A 15,536-nucleotide genomic window follows, 5' to 3' on the forward strand; every position below is an offset into this window, starting at 1 on the left:
CCCGTGCGCGCCGGTGGGGCTGCATCGTGGCACGTGCTGCGGACGATGCACCAGAAGCTGGCGCAGGCCGATGTGACGGAGGGTCACGGTGCGTCGGTGGGTGCCCGTCCGTGTCACTGGCACGGCTGTGCCACCGGGCGGGTGGGGCCGGCAGTAGACCGTTGGCTGCCCCGGACGGTCCGGGGCGGCAACACCCCCACCGAACGGGAGTCACCCGTGCCCAAGCACCGCGCCCACCGCATACGCCGCAGGACGGCCGCCGTCACGGCGGCCACCGCGGCGGCAGCCGTCGCCGCCACCCTGGCGGTCACCTCCGCCGACGCGGCGCCGCCGCCCACCGGCGAGGTCCGCGCCGCCGCAGCCGAACCGATCGCCGGACGCTACCTCGTGGTGTTCAAGGACACCGGCGGGGCACCGCAGCAGGCGGCGGCGGTCGCCATGGCCGCCGCCAGGATCGCCGGGGAGCGGGGCGGCACCGTCCGCAGCGTCTTCGACACCGTGCTGCACGGCTACGCCGCCGAGATGACGCCGGCCCAGGCGCAGCGGGTGGCCGCCGATCCGGCAGTGGCCTACGTGGAGCAGGACGCGGTGCAGCACCGCTCGTCCATCCAGCAGGACCCGCCCTCCTGGGGGCTGGACCGGATCGACCAGCGGGACCTGCCGCTGGACCACCGCTACAGCTACACCACCACCGCCGCCAACGTGACCGTCTACCTCGTCGACAGCGGACTGCGCATCACTCACGGCCAGTTCCAGGGCCGGGCCTCGATCGGCGTGGACGAGGTCGGCGACGGTCGCGAGGGCGCCGACTGCCTCGGTCACGGTACCCACGTGGCCGGCACGGTCGGCGGCAAGGACTACGGTGTGGCCAAGGGGGTGAAGCTCGTGGCCGTCAGGGTGACCGACTGCCACGACAGCGCCTCCACCTCGGCGATCGTCGCCGCCGCCGACTGGATCACCAAGAACGCCGTCAAGCCGGCCGTCGTCAACATGAGCATCAACGGCGGTGTCAGCGCCACCGAGGACAAGGCAGTCAAGCGCTCCATCGCCTCCGGTGTGACCTGGGTGGTCTCCTCCGGCAACAAGAACGCCGATGCATGCCAGAACTCGCCCGGCGACATCGCCGAGGCCATCGTCGTCAACAACGCCACCGCCGACGACAAGCGCCGCTCGGACTCCGACTGGGGCCCGTGCACCGACCTCTTCGCACCCGGCACCGGCATCGTGTCCGCCTGGAACACCGGCGACAGCGCCACCAAGTCGCTCACCGGCACCTCCATGGCCGCGCCGCACGTCACCGGTGCCGCCGCGCTGTACCTCGCGGCGCACCCCGACGCCACCCCCGCGCAGGTGCAGAGTGCGATCGTCGGGGCCGCCACCACCGGCAAGGTCGGCAACGCCGGCAAGGGAACCCCCAACCGTCTCCTCCACACCGGGGGACAGCCGGCCGGCTGACGCGCCTCCGCCCGCACCCGCCGCCGCGCCCGGTTCACCGCCGGGCCCGGCGCGCGAGCCTGCCCGAAGGCCGCATCCACCCGTCACCCGCCTGCGGTCCCCTGCCGCCGGTTCGGGGAGCAGCGGTGGATGCGGCCTCCGGCATGCCCGCGCACCGGTTCTCCTCGGCCCCCACCAGCGCGGACGGTCCCGCCAGTTGACGAATCCACAGTTTTGGACCGCGCCGTGCAACGGCAACCGCCCCGGAACTCCCGGCCCGAAAGGGCAGTCCCGTCCACCGAATTGGAGCGTCCTTCACAGGAGGGACCGTACGGACCGGACGGACCTTGACGCGCCCCGGCCGCGGATAGGAGCGTCGAGCTGCGTCCGAGGCAGCGGAAGGCGCCTTCGCAGATCCCGGACGATCCCCTACACACCCCCTGGAGACAGGCATGTCCAACCCCCGTCCGAACCGGCACCGCCGCACCCGCACCAAGGCCGCGGTCCTGCTCGCGGTGCCCGCGGCCCTGACGGGCGGCCTGGTGGCCACCGTCGCCGGCATCGACAGCGCCTCGGCGGCCGTCGTCCCCGACCCCGACCACATCGTCGTCGTCATGATGGAGAACCACGCCTACAACCAGATCATCGGCAGCAAGGACGCGCCGTACATCAACTCGCTCGCCAAGGGCGGCGCCGTGCTCAAGGCCTCGTACGGCATCACGCACCCCAGCCAGCCGAACTACTTCGCGATCTTCTCCGGCAGTACCCAGGGCATCACCGGCGACGGCTGCTACCAGGCCGGCTCCATGTCCGCCGCGAACCTGGCCTCCGAGCTGATCGCCGCCAAGCAGACCTGGGGAAGCTACAACGAGTCCCTGCCGAAGGAGGGCTCCACCACCTGCAAGGACGGCAAGTACGCCCAGAAGCACAACCCCTGGTTCGCCTTCAAGAACGTACCCGTCGAATCGGGCCACACCTTCGCGCAGTTCCCCACCCGCTTCACCGAACTGCCCAAGGTCTCCTTCGTCGTCCCCAATCTCTGCTCCGACATGCACGACTGCTCCGTAGGCACCGGCGACGGCTGGCTGAAGAAGAACCTCGACGCGTACGCCGCCTGGGCCAAGAGCCACAACAGCCTGCTCGTCATCACCTACGACGAGGACAACAAGCACAGCGGCAACCAGATCCCCACCGTGCTCTACGGACAGCCCGTCAAGGCCGGCTCCGCGCCCACCACCAAGTACAACCACTACGACGTGCTCCGCACCCTGGAGGACCTCGCCGGCGTCGGCAGCCACGCCGGCAAGGCCGCCAACGCGTCCGACATCACCGGCGTCTGGAACTGACCGTGTACCTCGCGGACAGCCGTCGCACCTCGACCTCGGCGTCCGCCGCCGCCCCGGCCCACGGGCCGGGGCGGTCCGCGCGGATCGCCGGCACCGTCCTCGCCCTCGGGACGGTCAGCCTCATCACCGACATCTCCTCCGAGATGGTCACCGCCGTCCTGCCGCTCTACGTCGTGACCGCCCTCGGCGTCTCACCGCTCGGCTTCGGACTGCTCGACGGCGTCTACAACGGCGCCTCCGCCGCCGTCCGGCTCCTCGGCGGAGTCCTCGGCGACCGCGGCAGCGGACGCCACAAGGCCGTCGCAGCCGCCGGCTACGGGCTCTCCGCCCTCGGCAAGCCGATGCTGCTGCTCGCCCGCACCGTCCCGCTGATCGGACTCGTCCTCGCCGTCGACCGGATCGGCAAGGGCCTGCGAACGGCACCCCGCGATGCCATGATCTCCCTCGCCACCCCGCCCGAGCAGCGCGGCCGGGCCTTCGGCGTCCACCGGGCCATGGACACCGCCGGGGCCCTCACCGGACCGCTGCTCGCCTTCCTGATCCTTCGCGCGGCGCCCGGCGGCTACCACGCCGTCTTCACCGTCAGCTCCTGCGTCGCGGCGCTCGGCGTGCTCGTCCTCGTGCTGCTCGTCCCCGGCCGCCTGCTCGGCCGTTCGGACCCGCTGCCGACCACGGCGCGGCTGCGCCTGCCGGAGACCCTCCGGCTGCCCGGGCTGCGCCGGATCGCCCTCTGCGCGACCCTGCTCGGACTCGCCACCGTCAGCGACTCCTTCGTCTACCTGCTGGTGCAGCGGCGCCTCGACCTCGGTGCCGGCTGGTTCCCGCTGCTGCCGCTCGGCACCGCCACCGCCTACCTGCTGCTCGCCGTCCCGCTCGGCTCGCTCGGCGACCGGATCGGCCGGCGCCGCACGTTCGTCCTCGGCCACACCGCCCTGCTCGGCGGCTACGTCCTGCTGCTTCTGCGACCCGGCTCCGGTCTGCCGCTCGCCGCCGCCGTCCTCGCCCTGCACGGCCTGTTCTACGCGGCCTCCGACGGCATGCTCGCCGCCGCCACCGCCGAGACCGTGCCCGAGGAACGGCGCGGCGCCGGCCTCGCCCTGGTCGGCACCGGCCAGGCCGCCGGACGGTTCGCCTGCTCGGTGGTGATCGGCGCCATGTGGAGCCGATGGGGGGACACCACCGCGCTCGCCGTGATGACCGGCGCGCTCGCGCTCGCCGCCGCCGCGGCACTCCGGCTCCTCCGCCCGCAGCCGGACCACCCTGTAACGGAGGAGGCCCGATGACCCTCGGCCGCCGGCTGACCGTCCTGCTCACCGCCACAGTGCTGCTCGTCCTCGCCGGCACCTGGACGGTGCTGCGCGGCGCCGACCACGCCCGACAGGCCCACCGGGCCGCGGCCGGAGACCCGCCGAGCGAAGCCGGCACCGTCACCCTCGGACCGCTCCCCGGCGGACCCCGCCTGCTCTTCCGCAGCATGGTCTGGGGCCCGCACCGCGACGAACTGGCCTCCGTCCCGCTCGACCACCCCGGCAGCACCCGCACCGTCTCCGCCCCGGACTGCCTGCGCTTCCACGCCGCCGCCGGCACCGGCATCTGCCTGCAGGCCGTGCACGGCGTCCTGGAGGACCACTACCGTGCGGTCGTCCTCGACGCCGGCCTCCGTGAACGCCACCACTACGACCTGGCCGGTGTCCCCACCCGCGCCCGCGTCTCGCCCTCCGGCCGCCTCGTTGCCTGGACGGTCTTCATCAGTGGCGACTCCTACGCCGGCACCGCCTTCTCCACCCGCACCTCCGTCCTCGACACCCGCACCTGGACCCTGCAGGAGAACCTGGAGAACTACGCGATCACAGTGGACGGAAAGCCCCACCATGCGCCGGACACCAACATCTGGGGTGTCACCTTCGCCGACGACGAGCACTTCTATGCCACGGTCGCCGGCAGCGGGAGGACCTGGCTGGCGGCCGGCGACGCCGTCCGCCACACCCTCACCACCCTGCACGGCAACGTCGAATGCCCGTCCCTGTCGCCCGACGGCACCCGGATCGCCTACAAGAAGCGCGTCCCCGACCTGCCCGACGACGCGCCCTGGCGCCTGTACGTCCTCGACCTCAGGACCATGGCCGAGACGGCGACCGCCGAACAGCGCACCCTCGACGACCAGGCCCTCTGGCTGGACGGCCACACCCTCGCCTACGCCCTGCCCAGTGACGACGGCACCGACCTGTGGACCGTCCCCGCCGACGGCACCGGCACCCCGGCCCTGCTCGCCCCTGCCGCACTGGCCCCCGCCGTCGTGCGCTGAGCCCCGTCCCCGGCGAGCCCGGCGTCCGGCTCCTCCGACGTACGGCCGCCGCCCCCGGACCGGCGGCGGCGGGGCCCTTCTGCGCCGCATCTGCCTGGAACACCGCGCCGTGCGCCGGTACATTCCTCGCCATCGTCACGACCGCGCCCCCGCGGTCCCGTGGAAGGCAGGTGCGCCCTGACCGGACCGACACCCCGTCAGACCTTGCCGGCGTTAAGCGCCGAGCTCGCCCAGGCCCTGCGGGCGGGTCCCTTCGACCTCGCCCTGCGCACGGCCATCCGGGACAGCGGACTGAGCCTCGACACCGTCCAGCGGCGCCTCGCCCGGCGCGGCGTCCAGGTCAGCGTTTCCAGCCTCAGCTACTGGCAGCGCGGCCGCAGCAGACCCGAGCGCCCCGAGTCGCTGACCGCCGTCCGCGCCCTGGAGGCCGTCCTGGGACTCGGCCCGGACTCGCTGATCGTACTGCTCGGTCCGCGCCGGCCCCGGGGCCGCTGGCTCGACCATGTTCCCGGTGCGCTCGACTACACCACCACCTTCGGCGACCCCGCCGTCGAGGGCGTGCTCGCCGACTTCGACCCGAGGACCAACGCCCGGGTGGAGAACCTCCACACTCGTGTCGACATCAACATCGGTGCCCGCCGCGAGGAACGCCGGATCGACGTCCTGCAGATCGTCCGCGCCCTCGGCGCCGGCGCCGACCGCCTCATCCTGCTGACCCACGAGGGGCCGGAGGGCACCGGCCGGTCCGGCCCCGGAGTCTTCAACCTCGTCGGCTGCCGGCTCGGCCGCCGCCGGTACGACCCTGAGCACGGACTCGCCGCCGCCGAACTCCTCTTCGACCTGCCGCTCCAACCCGGCCATTCCACGGTCGTCGAGTACAGCTACTCGTATCCGCAGGCAGAACCCTCCACCCAGTACGAGCGGATGGTCCGCCTCCCCGGCAAGAACCTGGTGCTGCGCGCCCGCTTCGACAGCCGGATGCTCCCGGTCGGCTGCCGGCTCGCCTGGCGCCCCTGCCACGACGCCCCGCCACAGGAACTGGGCGAGCTGCGCATATCACCGACCGGCCACGCCTGCGCCGTCCTGCCCGCCACCGACCCCGGCGTCTACGGGCTGTACTGGGAGTGGGGTGACGACCTGCCGCCGGACGGGCCGCCGGCGGACTGAGCCGCCCGACGGGGCGCGGCCCAACCCCCGAGACGGGCCGGGGCCGCGCCACCGGTGCCGCGTCAGCAGCTCACCGTGCCCCGGCGCAGCGCGTGGCCGGAGGTGTTGCTGTCCTCCGCCCGGTACACCGGCTTGGAACCGGCGGTGCACTCGCCCGCGCCGGCCAGGGCGAAGCCCTCGTTGCCGATGTCCGCCGTGCCGCTCGAGCGGTTGTGGACGGCCGTGCTGGCGAACACGCCGGAGGCGTTCACCTGCATCGTCCGGTGCGGGCCGCCGCAGGTGTCGTCGCCCACCCCGGGGCCCCACCGCACCTCCATCACCCCGGCCGTCCCGCAGCACCGACAGCCGGCCGGTGCCGGAGACATCGCCGCTGCGCTCGCTCGCCACGCACGCCCCGCCCGACGAGCCGGAACCCCGGACCTGCCGGGCCCCACCGCCGATTCCCCCGCCGCACGGCGGGGAAGGCATCACAGCGGGCGGCCGACCCGGCCGCCCGCACGACCGCCGCCACCCCCGGCAGGAGAGCCCCGCGTGACCGGACCCACCGAGCAGACACCCGCCGAGCGGACCGACGGCGCCCGGACGGACCCGCTCGTCCGGCTCTCCCTGGACGACCTCCGCCGGCGCACCAGCATGAAGTGGCGCGCCCACCCCGAGGACGTGCTGCCGCTCTGGGTGGCCGAGATGGACGTCCCGCTCGCCCCCGCCGTCGCCGAGGCGCTGCACCGCGCCGTCGAACTCGGCGACACCGGCTACCCCCACGGCACCGGCTACGCCGAGGCCCTCGCGGCCTTCGCCGCCGAACGCTGGAAGTGGGACGGCCTGCGGGTCGAGCACACCACCCTCGTCCCCGACGTCATGCTGGGCATCGTCGAGACACTCCGCCTGGTCACCCTGCCCGGCGACGCGGTGGTGCTCTGCCCACCGGTCTACCCGCCGTTCTACGCCTTCGTCGGCCACGACGGCCGCCGCATCGTCGAGGCACCGCTCGGCCCCGACCTGCGCCTCGACCCCGCCGCCCTGGACGAGGCCTTCCGCCGGGCCCGCAGCGGCGGCCGGCGCGCCGCCTTCCTGCTGAGCAACCCGCACAACCCCACCGGCACCGTGCACACCCGCGCCGAACTGGAGACGGTCGCCGCACTCGCCCGCGAGCACGGCGTCCGGGTCGTCTCCGACGAGATCCACGCCCCGCTGGTGCTGCCCGGGGCCGTCTTCACGCCCTTCCTGAGCGTCCCCGGCGCCGAGAACGGCTTCACCCTGACCTCCGCCTCCAAGGCCTGGAACCTGGCCGGCCTCAAGTGCGCCCTGGCCGTGGCCGGCCCCGAGGCCGCCGAGGACCTGCGCCGGATGCCGGAGGAGGTCGGCCACGGCCCGAGCCACCTCGGCGCGATCGCCCACACCGCGGCCTTCCGCGAGGGCACGGACTGGCTCGACGAGCTGCTCACCGGACTCGCCGCCAACCGCGCCCTGCTCGGGCAGCTCGTCGCCGAGCACCTGCCCGGTGTGCGCTACCGCCCGCCCGAGGGCACCTACCTCGCCTGGCTGGACCTCAGCCACCTCGGCCTGCACGGGGACACCCCGGCGGGCAGCCCCGGCGTGGTGGGCGACCTGGCCGGTCCGGCCCGGATGTTCCTCGACGAGGCCCGCGTCGCGCTCAGCTCCGGCCATGTCTTCGGCACCGGCGGCGAGGGCTGCGTCCGGCTGAACTTCGCGACGCCGCCGGCCGTCCTGCGGGAGGCACTGGCCCGGATGGGGGAGGCCCTGCGGGCGCACTGACCGGCGGTCAGCCCCGGGGCCGGCGCTCCACCGGCTCGTACACCTGGCCGTCCGGCGCCCGGACGTGCGCATAGCGCTCCCGCGCGTTCTCCGAGACGGTGCCAACCGGCACGCCCGGGGCCCGCAGTTCGGCGAGCGCCCCGGCCAGGGCGTCGGCGTTCTCGTCGCCGCACGGGAACCCCTCGCGCGCGCAGGCCGCGAGCACGCCGGCCGGAACGTTCACCCCACCCGTCATCCGCACGCGGGCCATCGTGCACCGAACGGGCCCCGCCCGCGAGGGAATTGCGGTACGGGCTGCGGGAGGCGACGGGTGGTCAGCCGCGCGGGACGGCGAAGTCCAGCAGCCGGGCGCTGCTCCCCGCGGCACTCCGCCACGGGCCGGTCAGGGCGAGGACGGCGAGGCCGCTGGTGGGGAACTTCGTCCGGAGCCGCTCCATCGCCTCACCGCCCGAGTCGACGGCCAGGAATTCGACCAGGTCCTGCACACCGGGTTGGTGACCGACCAGCAGCGCCGTCGAGACGGCCGGGTCCAGCCCGCGGACGACCTCGACCAGGTCACCTCCGTCGGCGGCGTAGACCCGCTCGTCGAACACCACGGGCGGCGCCTCGTCCCACGCGGCGGCGGCCAGCTCCAGGGTCTGCCGGGTACGCAGGGCGGGCGAGCAGACCACGGTCTGCGGCACCCATCCGCGGTCGACCAGCCACCGGCCGGCCTCGGGTGCGTCCCGCAGGCCCCGCGGCCCCAGCGGCCGACGGGCGTCCGGCACCCCCTCGGGCCAGGCGGACTTCGCGTGCCGCAGCACGACCAGGGTTCGGGACTCCGATGCGTTCACACCGGTATCCTCCCCGCCACCGCCCACCACGGCCACCGTCGGTCCCGCCGGGCCTGTGTGCTGCCGCCGCCCCCGGCACGGTCCCGGGGGTGGCGGCCGGTCGTTCGGGCGCGGCGCAGGGCGCTGTCGGACACGCTGTCAGACGAGGTGGCGGCGGAAGAAGGCGACCGCGTCGGCGGCGACCTCGGCGCGGGCCTTCGCCGCGCCGGGCGCCGGGTCGGGGCCGATGAAGTCCGCGTGCGCCACCTCCGGGCCGATCTCGCGGCCCGCCGCGGAGGGGATGCCCTCCAGGTACGGCCGGGTGTCGGCCTCGTACGGGGTGACGACGTCGGCACCGCCCCAGCGGATCTCCACCGGCACCCGCACGGCCGCCAGGCTCTCCGCCGTCACCATCGGCCCGAGGCCGGGCGCCACCTGGAAGACGGCACGCACCCGCGGATCGGCCAGGTCGGCCCCGGCCGCGGCGGTGACGGCCGGCAGCTCCGCATCGCTCACCTTCGCCCGGAACGCGTCCACCACCCCGGGGAACTCCGGGATCTCCGGCAGCGGCACGGCGCCGGTCACCAGGGCGTGCAGCACGCCGGGATCCAACCGCACGCCGGCCAGCGCCGCAGCGGTGTACCCGCCGGCCGAGAAGCCGGCCGCCCCGACCCGTCCGAGCGGCCGCTCCTCGGCCAGCACGTCGAGCGCGAGGACGAGGTCACGCGGACGCTCCCAAGGGCAGAGGAAGCCCTCCGGCTCGTAGCCGTCCACGAAGTTGTTCCCGTGGTGGTCCACCGCGACCACCCGGAACCCGGCTGCCGCCAGCGGCCCCGCCAACCAGCCCATGCCGACACCGGAGCCACCCGTCCCGTGCGACACCGCCACCACCGGGGCCGGCTCGACCACGGCCCCCTGCGGCTCCCACTCGTACACCCGCACCGGCCGCGGCCGGTCCGCCTCCCGCAGGTCACGGCGCGCCGTGTCGAACAGCACCCGCGTCCGCGGTTCTCCCCACCCGGATTCGATCATGCCGAGCATGCTACGCCCGACCCCCGGGGGCACCTCCAGTCCCGGCCGGTCAGATGCCGAACGGCCTCGGCGGTAGGTCGCTACGGCCTCCACGCTCCCGAGCCGGGCCGTGCACCGGCCGCCGCCGCCCGGGCGATCACCGGCGGAGGGCCGGCGCGCTCACACAGGGTGGGCGGAGCCCCGCCTGTCCTCGACGTGGACGACGTGCAGTTCGGTGCCGTCGCGGTGGCGCTTGGAGCGGCCGCAGAGCCCGACGGCGAGATCGTCCGGGGACGGGGGCTCCTCGGGCGCGACGTACGTGAGGACGTCATGGTGGTGGCCGGTGACCACCCAGCCGTCGGCGTCGTCGAGGTGGATCACCCCGAAGTCACCTGCCGACGAACCCGCGTGCACGGGGCCGAAGTCCCCGAGGATCCCGGTGGCCTGTTCGGCGAGGTCGCCCTCGGGAGCGGTCAGTACGACACAGGTGCCGTACTCGAACAGCACCCACGACTTCCGGGGGTCGGTGAGGAGGCGCTGCCAGACGTCGACGAGGATCTCGGTGGTCATGGCGGTCATCCTGTCGCAGAGTGCCGACACACCGTCCCGAATTTCTCCCGCCCACGCGGGGACTCGGTCCGTGTGCTCCCGCGACTCGCTGCCGGGCCGGTCGCGGCCGATCCCCGGACGGCGCGTGCCCCGGACCACCGTGCCCGGTGCGGTCAGCCGTTCGCGAGGGGGCGGACGGTCAGGATCTGCGAGGCGTGGCCGACCGGGCCGGTGCTGTCGTGGAGGACGGTGCTGGTGAGCCCGTGGCCGGTCGGGCCGAAGCTGACGGTGGTGTCCAGGCCGGTCCAGGGGCCCTCGGGGCTGCGGTGGAGGTGGATGGTGAGATCGGTGTTGGGGTACATCCACGCGGTCGGCTGCTGCTGGACGGCGATCCCGTTGGCGGTGTCCACCAGCGCGACGAAGGAGGCCAGCGGGCTGCTCGGCTCGCCGGCGACGAGCCCGAGGCCGGTGCTGATCCAGGCGGTGGCGCGTCCCGCCCGGGCCGCCTCCCGGTGGCGCACCTCGATCGAGGAGATGTAGCCGCCGTCCCACAGGTCGCCCATCGCCCAGGGGGCGAAGTCCTCGGGCGGCGCGAGCCGCTCCACCGGGGAGTCCTCGACGGCTGCGGTGTCGAGGACGGCGAGCAGCCAGGCCCGGGCCCGGACGACCGGCCGGTCCCCGATGACGACGACGGCCTCCAGGAGCTCGACGGTGCGACCCGGCCGGATGCTCTCCACGGTGATCTCGCACTCGTCGAGGGCGATCCGGCCGAGGATGTCGTAGCTGATCCGGGCGAGCGCCAGGCCGGTGGCGGGGCGTTCGGCCAGGAACCGGTCGACGGCGTGCACGACCAGGCCGGCGAGCGGGCTGAAGTGCTGCTCCTCGGTGTTCCAGGCGCCCCCCGCGTGGGCCGTGGGCTTGTAGCGGTGCTCGCCCGTGCGCTGGTAGTAGCTGTCGGGCGAAACGGCGGGGGCGGTCAAGGTGCACCTCTCGTCGGCCGGCCCGGTGTGTCGGACCGGGGGCCGGCGGGGCGGCGCGGGCCGCCGGCCGGTGCCCGCGCTCAAGATCGTAGGGGGTCGAACCGATCCGCCGTAAGGGTGACCCTGCCCACACCGTGCGGCGGGAGGGCGTGCGGTCACTGCGGCGTACGGCCGCGCAGTACGGCGTCCATCGAGTCGACGATCCAGTCCCAGGACTGCTGCGGGTCGACGGGGGTGTGGCTGAAGCCTCCGGCCGCCTCCAGGCTGACGAAGCCGTGGAAGACGCTGCCGAGCATCCGGACGGCGTGCGTCTGGTCCGGCTCCGCGATGTCGTAGCCGCGCAGGATCGCCCGGGTCATCTGGGCGTGCCGGACGCCGGCGCTGGCGGCGGCCGTCTCGGGGTCGAGCCGCAGCCGGGCCGCGGCGTAGCGGCCGGGGTGCCGGCGGGCGTAGTCGCGGTAGGCGGCGGCGAAGGCGGCGAGCGCGTCCCGCCCGGCCCGTCCGGCGATGGCGTCGGCCACCTCGTCGGCGAGCTCCTCCAGGGCGAGCAGGGCGATCCGGGTGCGCAGGTCCTGGGAGTTCTTGAGGTGCGCGTAGAGGCTGGCGACCTTGACGTCGAACCGGCGGGCCAGCGCCGTCACCGTCACCTGGTCGAACCCGACCTCGTCGGCGAGCTCCGCGCCCGCCCGCACCAGCCGTTCCGTGGTGAGCCCCACGCGAACCATAGCCACTCTCCCGTCTGCCATAGTCGATTATGTATTTGCCTCATAGTGTTAGGCAAATTAGCCTGCCGGTCATGAAGCCGTTGACCGACTCCGAGATCCGCGCCGCCTTCCTCAACTGCACCAAGGGCGAGGCCAAGCGGATGTACGTTCCGCGGGACCTCGCCGAACAGCCCTGGGAGGACCTGGACCTCCTCGGCTGGCGGGACCCGCAGGCCCCCGACCGCGCCCACCTCGTCACCGAGGTCGGGGGGCGGCCGACCGGTGTCGTACTGCGCTGCCCGTCCGGCGCCTCCTGGAGCGCCCGCCGCAGCATCTGCTCGCTGTGCATCACCACCCACACCGGCGGCGTCTCGCTGATGGTCGCGCCGCGGGCCGGCCTCGCCGGCCGCCAGGGCAACTCGGTGGGCGCCTACATCTGCAGCGACCTCGCCTGCTCGCTCTACGTCCGCGGCCGCCGCGACCTCGGCCCCGGCACCCGCATGCCGGAGTCGCTCACGGTGGAGGAGCGGATCGACCGGCTCGCCGCCAACACCGCCGCGTTCATCGCCAAGGTCGCTGCCTGAGCCGGCCCGGGCCGCCCCGAGCCGCCCGAGTCGTCCGGCTCGGAAACGGTGCTACGGGGCCCGGTCGGTGCCGTGCGGGGCGTCGACCGAGGTGGGCAGCGCCTGCTCGGCCCAGATGGTCTTGCCGCGGGGGTTGTAGCGGGTGCCCCAGTGCGTGGTCAGCTGGGCGACCAGGAACAGTCCGCGGCCGCCCTCGTCCGTGGTCGCCGCGTACCGCAGGTGCGGGGCGGTGCTGCTGCCGTCCGACACCTCGCAGATCAGGGCCCGGTCGCGCATCAGCCGCACCCGGGCGGGCTCGGTGCCGTAGCGGATCGCGTTGGTGGCGAGTTCGCTGAGGATCAGCTCGGTGGCGAAGACCAGGTCGCCGAGGTCCCACTTCTCCAGTGCCGCCGACGCCCAGGTGCGCAGCTCGGCGACGGCCTCCGGCTCGAACGGGATGTCCCGCTCGACGATGTCCTCCGGGTCGATCACCCGGGTGCGGGCGATCAGCAGTGCCACGTCGTCCTGCGGCCGGGCCGGCAGCAGCTCCTCGATCACCGCCCGGCAGTTCTCCTCGGGCTCCCGCCGGTGGTCGGCGAGGGCGTCGCGCAGCAGCTCCATCCCCACGTCGAAGTCCCGCGCCCGGTCCTCGATCAGCCCGTCCGTGTAGAGCACGATCTGGGTGCCCTCCTCCAGGTGCAGCTCCGCCGTCTCGAAGGGCGCGCCTCCGGTGCCGAGCGGCGGCCCCACCGGGAGGTCCGGGAAGTCGACGCTGCCGTCCGGCCGGACGAGCGCCGGCGCCGGGTGGCCGGCCCGGCTGATGGTGCAGAGCCGCGAGACCGGGTCGTAGATCGCGTACAGGCAGGTGGCGCCGGAGACGCCCGTCCCGGTCGCGCCGTCGCTCTCCTCCCGGTCGATCCGGTCCACGAGCTCGTCGAGGTGGCCGAGCAGCTCGTCCGGCGGGATGTCGAGGGCGGCGAAGTTGTGGACGGCGGTGCGCAGCCGGCCCATGGTGGCCGCCGCGTGCAGGCCGTGGCCGACGACGTCGCCCACCACCACGGCGACCCGGCTGCCGGGCAGCGGGATCACGTCGAACCAGTCGCCGCTGACCCCGGACTGCGCGGGCAGGTAGCGGTGCGCGACCTCGAGCGCGCTCTGCTCCGGCAGCGCCCGCGGCAGCAGGCTGCGCTGCAGGGTCACGGCCATCGCGTGCTCCCGGGTGTACCGGCGCGCATTGTCGATGCTGACCGCCGCCCGGGCGACCAGCTCCTCGGCCAGGGAGAGGTCCTCGTCGTCGAAGGGCTCGGGCTTCTTCGACCGCCAGAAGTTGGCGACGCCGAGGATGATGCCGCGCGCCCTCAGCGGCGTGGTGATCAGCGAGTGCACGCCGTGGTCGACGATCCGGCGGGTCCACTGCGGGTCCTGCGCCTGCCAGCCGTCCGCGGCGGACAGGTCGGCCACGACCTGGGACCGGCCGCTGTCGAAGCCCTGCGCCATCGGCGTCGACGGGACGAAGGTGATCAGCTTGCCGCGCGGGTAGAAGGGGTGGTCCTCCTCGATGCCGACGACGGCGACCCGGCGCAGCTCCATGTCGCCGCAGGCCGGCTCGTTGCCCTGCAGCACGGGGTCGGCCAGGTCGACGGTGACGAAGTCCGCGAGGCCGGGGACGGCGACCCTGGCCAGCTCCTCGGCGGTGTGCTCGACGTCGAGGGTGGAGCCGATGCCGGTGCCGGCCTCGTAGAGCAGGGCGAGCCGCTTGCCGGTCGCCTCGGCCTTGCCGGTCACCGCCAGCAGCTCGGTGGAGTCGCGGATCGTCGCGACCGAGCCCATGGCGCCGCTGTGGCGGTCGGTGGGCCGCTGGTTCACCACGAGCAGCCGTCCGCCGGCCCGGTGCACCTCGTCGGCGGCCTCCCGGCCGGACAGCAGCAGTTCGGAGGTCTCCGGGTCGAGGTCCTCCAGGTCTCCGACGTGCCGGCCCTCGGCGTCGGCCGGCAGCCCGAGCAGCGTCTTGGCCTCGTCGTTCGCCAGCACCAGCCGACCGTCCTGCCCGACGATGACCACACCCTCGCGGACCGCGTGCAGCACCGCGTCATGGTGCTCGTACATCCGCGTCATCTCCGCCGGGCCGAGCCCGCGGGTCTGGCGCTTCAGCCGTCGGGTGGCCAGGGCGGTGCCGGTGGTGGCCAGTGCCAGCGCGGCGGCGCCGGTGCCGAGGATGATCGGCAGCTGCTTGTTGCCGGCCGAGGTGACGTTCTTGACCTTCAGCCCGGCCGAGACCAGGCCCACCACCTGCCCGTCCGCGTTCTTGACCGGCACCACGGCCTGCACCTCGTGGCCGAGCGGGCCGTGCACGCTCTCGGTGTAGATCTGGCCGGCCAGCGACGGTTCGATGGTGCCGACGAAGCGTTTGCCTATCCGGTCGGGCAGCGGGTGGGTGTACCGGATGCCGTGGGTGTCCATGACCACGATGAAGTCGACCCCGGCGTCCCTGCGGGCCGCCTCCGTCAGTGGTTGCAGCGTCGTGGTCGGCGAGGACGACTTCAGGGTGTCGACCAGTCCGGGGGAGTGCGCGAACGCCTCGGCGACGGCCACCGACCGGTTCTTGGCCTCCCTGTCGCTGGCGCTCCTCGACTCCAGGACCAGCGCCAGGATCGCGCCCAGCACCAGCAGGACGACCACCGCCACCTGAACGGCGAACACCTGCCCGGCAAGGCTTCGGGGACTCCTCGCTCTCCGTGATTGCTTGGAGGTGTCCCGGGAACGGTCGGCGCGTTCGACCATGGGTCCATTCAAACACCGCTCCGAGGGCGACCACGAAGCGTGGCAGCGGCCCTGCCGTCGGACTCGTCGCGCCCAGCCGTGCCGGGCCGCGGCGGGGCGTGGCCGCAC

The 15,536-nt window shown here is 74.1% G+C and carries 15 protein-coding genes; 7 read left to right on the plus strand and 8 right to left on the minus strand.

Annotated elements, in window-relative coordinates:
* Positions 1–216: 216 nt before the first annotated feature.
* From KSNIM_RS34815 to KSNIM_RS34835, 5 genes are all read left to right on the plus strand, one after another.
* Positions 217–1,455: a S8 family peptidase gene (locus KSNIM_RS34815; protein WP_263107172.1), complete on the plus strand. Its 1,239-nt coding sequence runs from the start codon at positions 217–219 to the stop codon at positions 1,453–1,455.
* A 431-nt stretch (positions 1,456–1,886) separates the two neighbouring features.
* Positions 1,887–2,780, plus strand: coding sequence for an alkaline phosphatase family protein (locus tag KSNIM_RS34820; protein WP_263107173.1), 894 nt, complete (start codon positions 1,887–1,889; stop codon positions 2,778–2,780).
* A gap of 2 nt (positions 2,781–2,782) precedes the next feature.
* Complete coding sequence (locus KSNIM_RS34825; RefSeq protein ID WP_263107174.1) at positions 2,783–4,063, plus strand: MFS transporter; 1,281 nt, start codon at positions 2,783–2,785, stop codon at positions 4,061–4,063.
* Positions 4,060–5,085, plus strand: a complete 1,026-nt coding sequence (locus KSNIM_RS34830; protein WP_263107175.1) for a TolB-like translocation protein — start codon at positions 4,060–4,062, stop codon at positions 5,083–5,085. Before KSNIM_RS34825 ends, KSNIM_RS34830 begins: the two co-directional genes overlap by 4 nt.
* Positions 5,086–5,289: 204 nt before the next feature.
* Positions 5,290–6,252 carry a helix-turn-helix domain-containing protein gene (locus KSNIM_RS34835; RefSeq protein ID WP_263107176.1) on the plus strand — a complete coding sequence of 321 codons (963 nt, stop codon included), beginning with the start codon at positions 5,290–5,292 and terminating at the stop codon, positions 6,250–6,252.
* A 62-nt stretch (positions 6,253–6,314) separates the two neighbouring features.
* Here KSNIM_RS34835 and KSNIM_RS34840 read toward each other — a convergent pair whose 3' ends face one another.
* Positions 6,315–6,572 (minus strand): hypothetical protein, encoded by a 258-nt coding sequence (locus tag KSNIM_RS34840; protein ID WP_263107177.1) that lies wholly within the window; start codon positions 6,570–6,572, stop codon positions 6,315–6,317.
* A 211-nt stretch (positions 6,573–6,783) separates the two neighbouring features.
* Between KSNIM_RS34840 and KSNIM_RS34845 the strand changes: the two genes are divergently transcribed.
* A complete protein-coding gene (locus KSNIM_RS34845) occupies positions 6,784–8,028 on the plus strand; it encodes a MalY/PatB family protein (protein WP_263107178.1) in 1,245 nt (414 codons plus the stop codon).
* A gap of 7 nt (positions 8,029–8,035) precedes the next feature.
* On the opposite strand, the gene KSNIM_RS34850 is transcribed toward KSNIM_RS34845, so the two are convergent.
* The 6 genes from KSNIM_RS34850 to KSNIM_RS34875 all read right to left on the minus strand — a co-directional run bounded on the left by KSNIM_RS34850 (position 8,036) and on the right by KSNIM_RS34875 (position 12,105).
* Positions 8,036–8,251, minus strand: coding sequence for a hypothetical protein (locus tag KSNIM_RS34850; RefSeq protein ID WP_263107179.1), 216 nt, complete (start codon positions 8,249–8,251; stop codon positions 8,036–8,038).
* A gap of 91 nt (positions 8,252–8,342) precedes the next feature.
* Positions 8,343–8,861, minus strand: coding sequence for a SixA phosphatase family protein (locus tag KSNIM_RS34855; RefSeq protein WP_263107180.1), 519 nt, complete (start codon positions 8,859–8,861; stop codon positions 8,343–8,345).
* A 138-nt stretch (positions 8,862–8,999) separates the two neighbouring features.
* On the minus strand, positions 9,000–9,872 hold the full coding sequence (locus KSNIM_RS34860; protein ID WP_263107181.1) for an alpha/beta hydrolase family protein: 873 nt from the start codon (positions 9,870–9,872) through the stop codon (positions 9,000–9,002).
* Between the two features lie 159 nt (positions 9,873–10,031).
* A complete protein-coding gene (locus KSNIM_RS34865) occupies positions 10,032–10,421 on the minus strand; it encodes a hypothetical protein (protein WP_263107182.1) in 390 nt (129 codons plus the stop codon).
* Between the two features lie 152 nt (positions 10,422–10,573).
* On the minus strand, positions 10,574–11,380 hold the full coding sequence (locus KSNIM_RS34870; protein WP_263107183.1) for a thioesterase family protein: 807 nt from the start codon (positions 11,378–11,380) through the stop codon (positions 10,574–10,576).
* Positions 11,381–11,535: 155 nt separating this feature from the next.
* Complete coding sequence (locus tag KSNIM_RS34875; RefSeq protein WP_263107184.1) at positions 11,536–12,105, minus strand: TetR/AcrR family transcriptional regulator; 570 nt, start codon at positions 12,103–12,105, stop codon at positions 11,536–11,538.
* Between the two features lie 71 nt (positions 12,106–12,176).
* Here KSNIM_RS34875 and KSNIM_RS34880 point away from each other — a divergent pair, with 71 nt between their 5' ends.
* Positions 12,177–12,668, plus strand: a complete 492-nt coding sequence (locus KSNIM_RS34880) for an FBP domain-containing protein (protein WP_263107185.1) — start codon at positions 12,177–12,179, stop codon at positions 12,666–12,668.
* Between the two features lie 51 nt (positions 12,669–12,719).
* Here KSNIM_RS34880 and KSNIM_RS34885 read toward each other — a convergent pair whose 3' ends face one another.
* On the minus strand, positions 12,720–15,428 hold the full coding sequence (locus tag KSNIM_RS34885) for a SpoIIE family protein phosphatase/ATP-binding protein (RefSeq protein ID WP_263107186.1): 2,709 nt from the start codon (positions 15,426–15,428) through the stop codon (positions 12,720–12,722).
* Between the last annotated feature and the right edge of the window lie 108 nt (positions 15,429–15,536).

The sequence above is a fragment of the Kitasatospora sp. DSM 101779 genome, assembly GCF_025655475.1.
Classification (GTDB): Bacteria; Actinomycetota; Actinomycetes; order Streptomycetales; family Streptomycetaceae; genus Kitasatospora.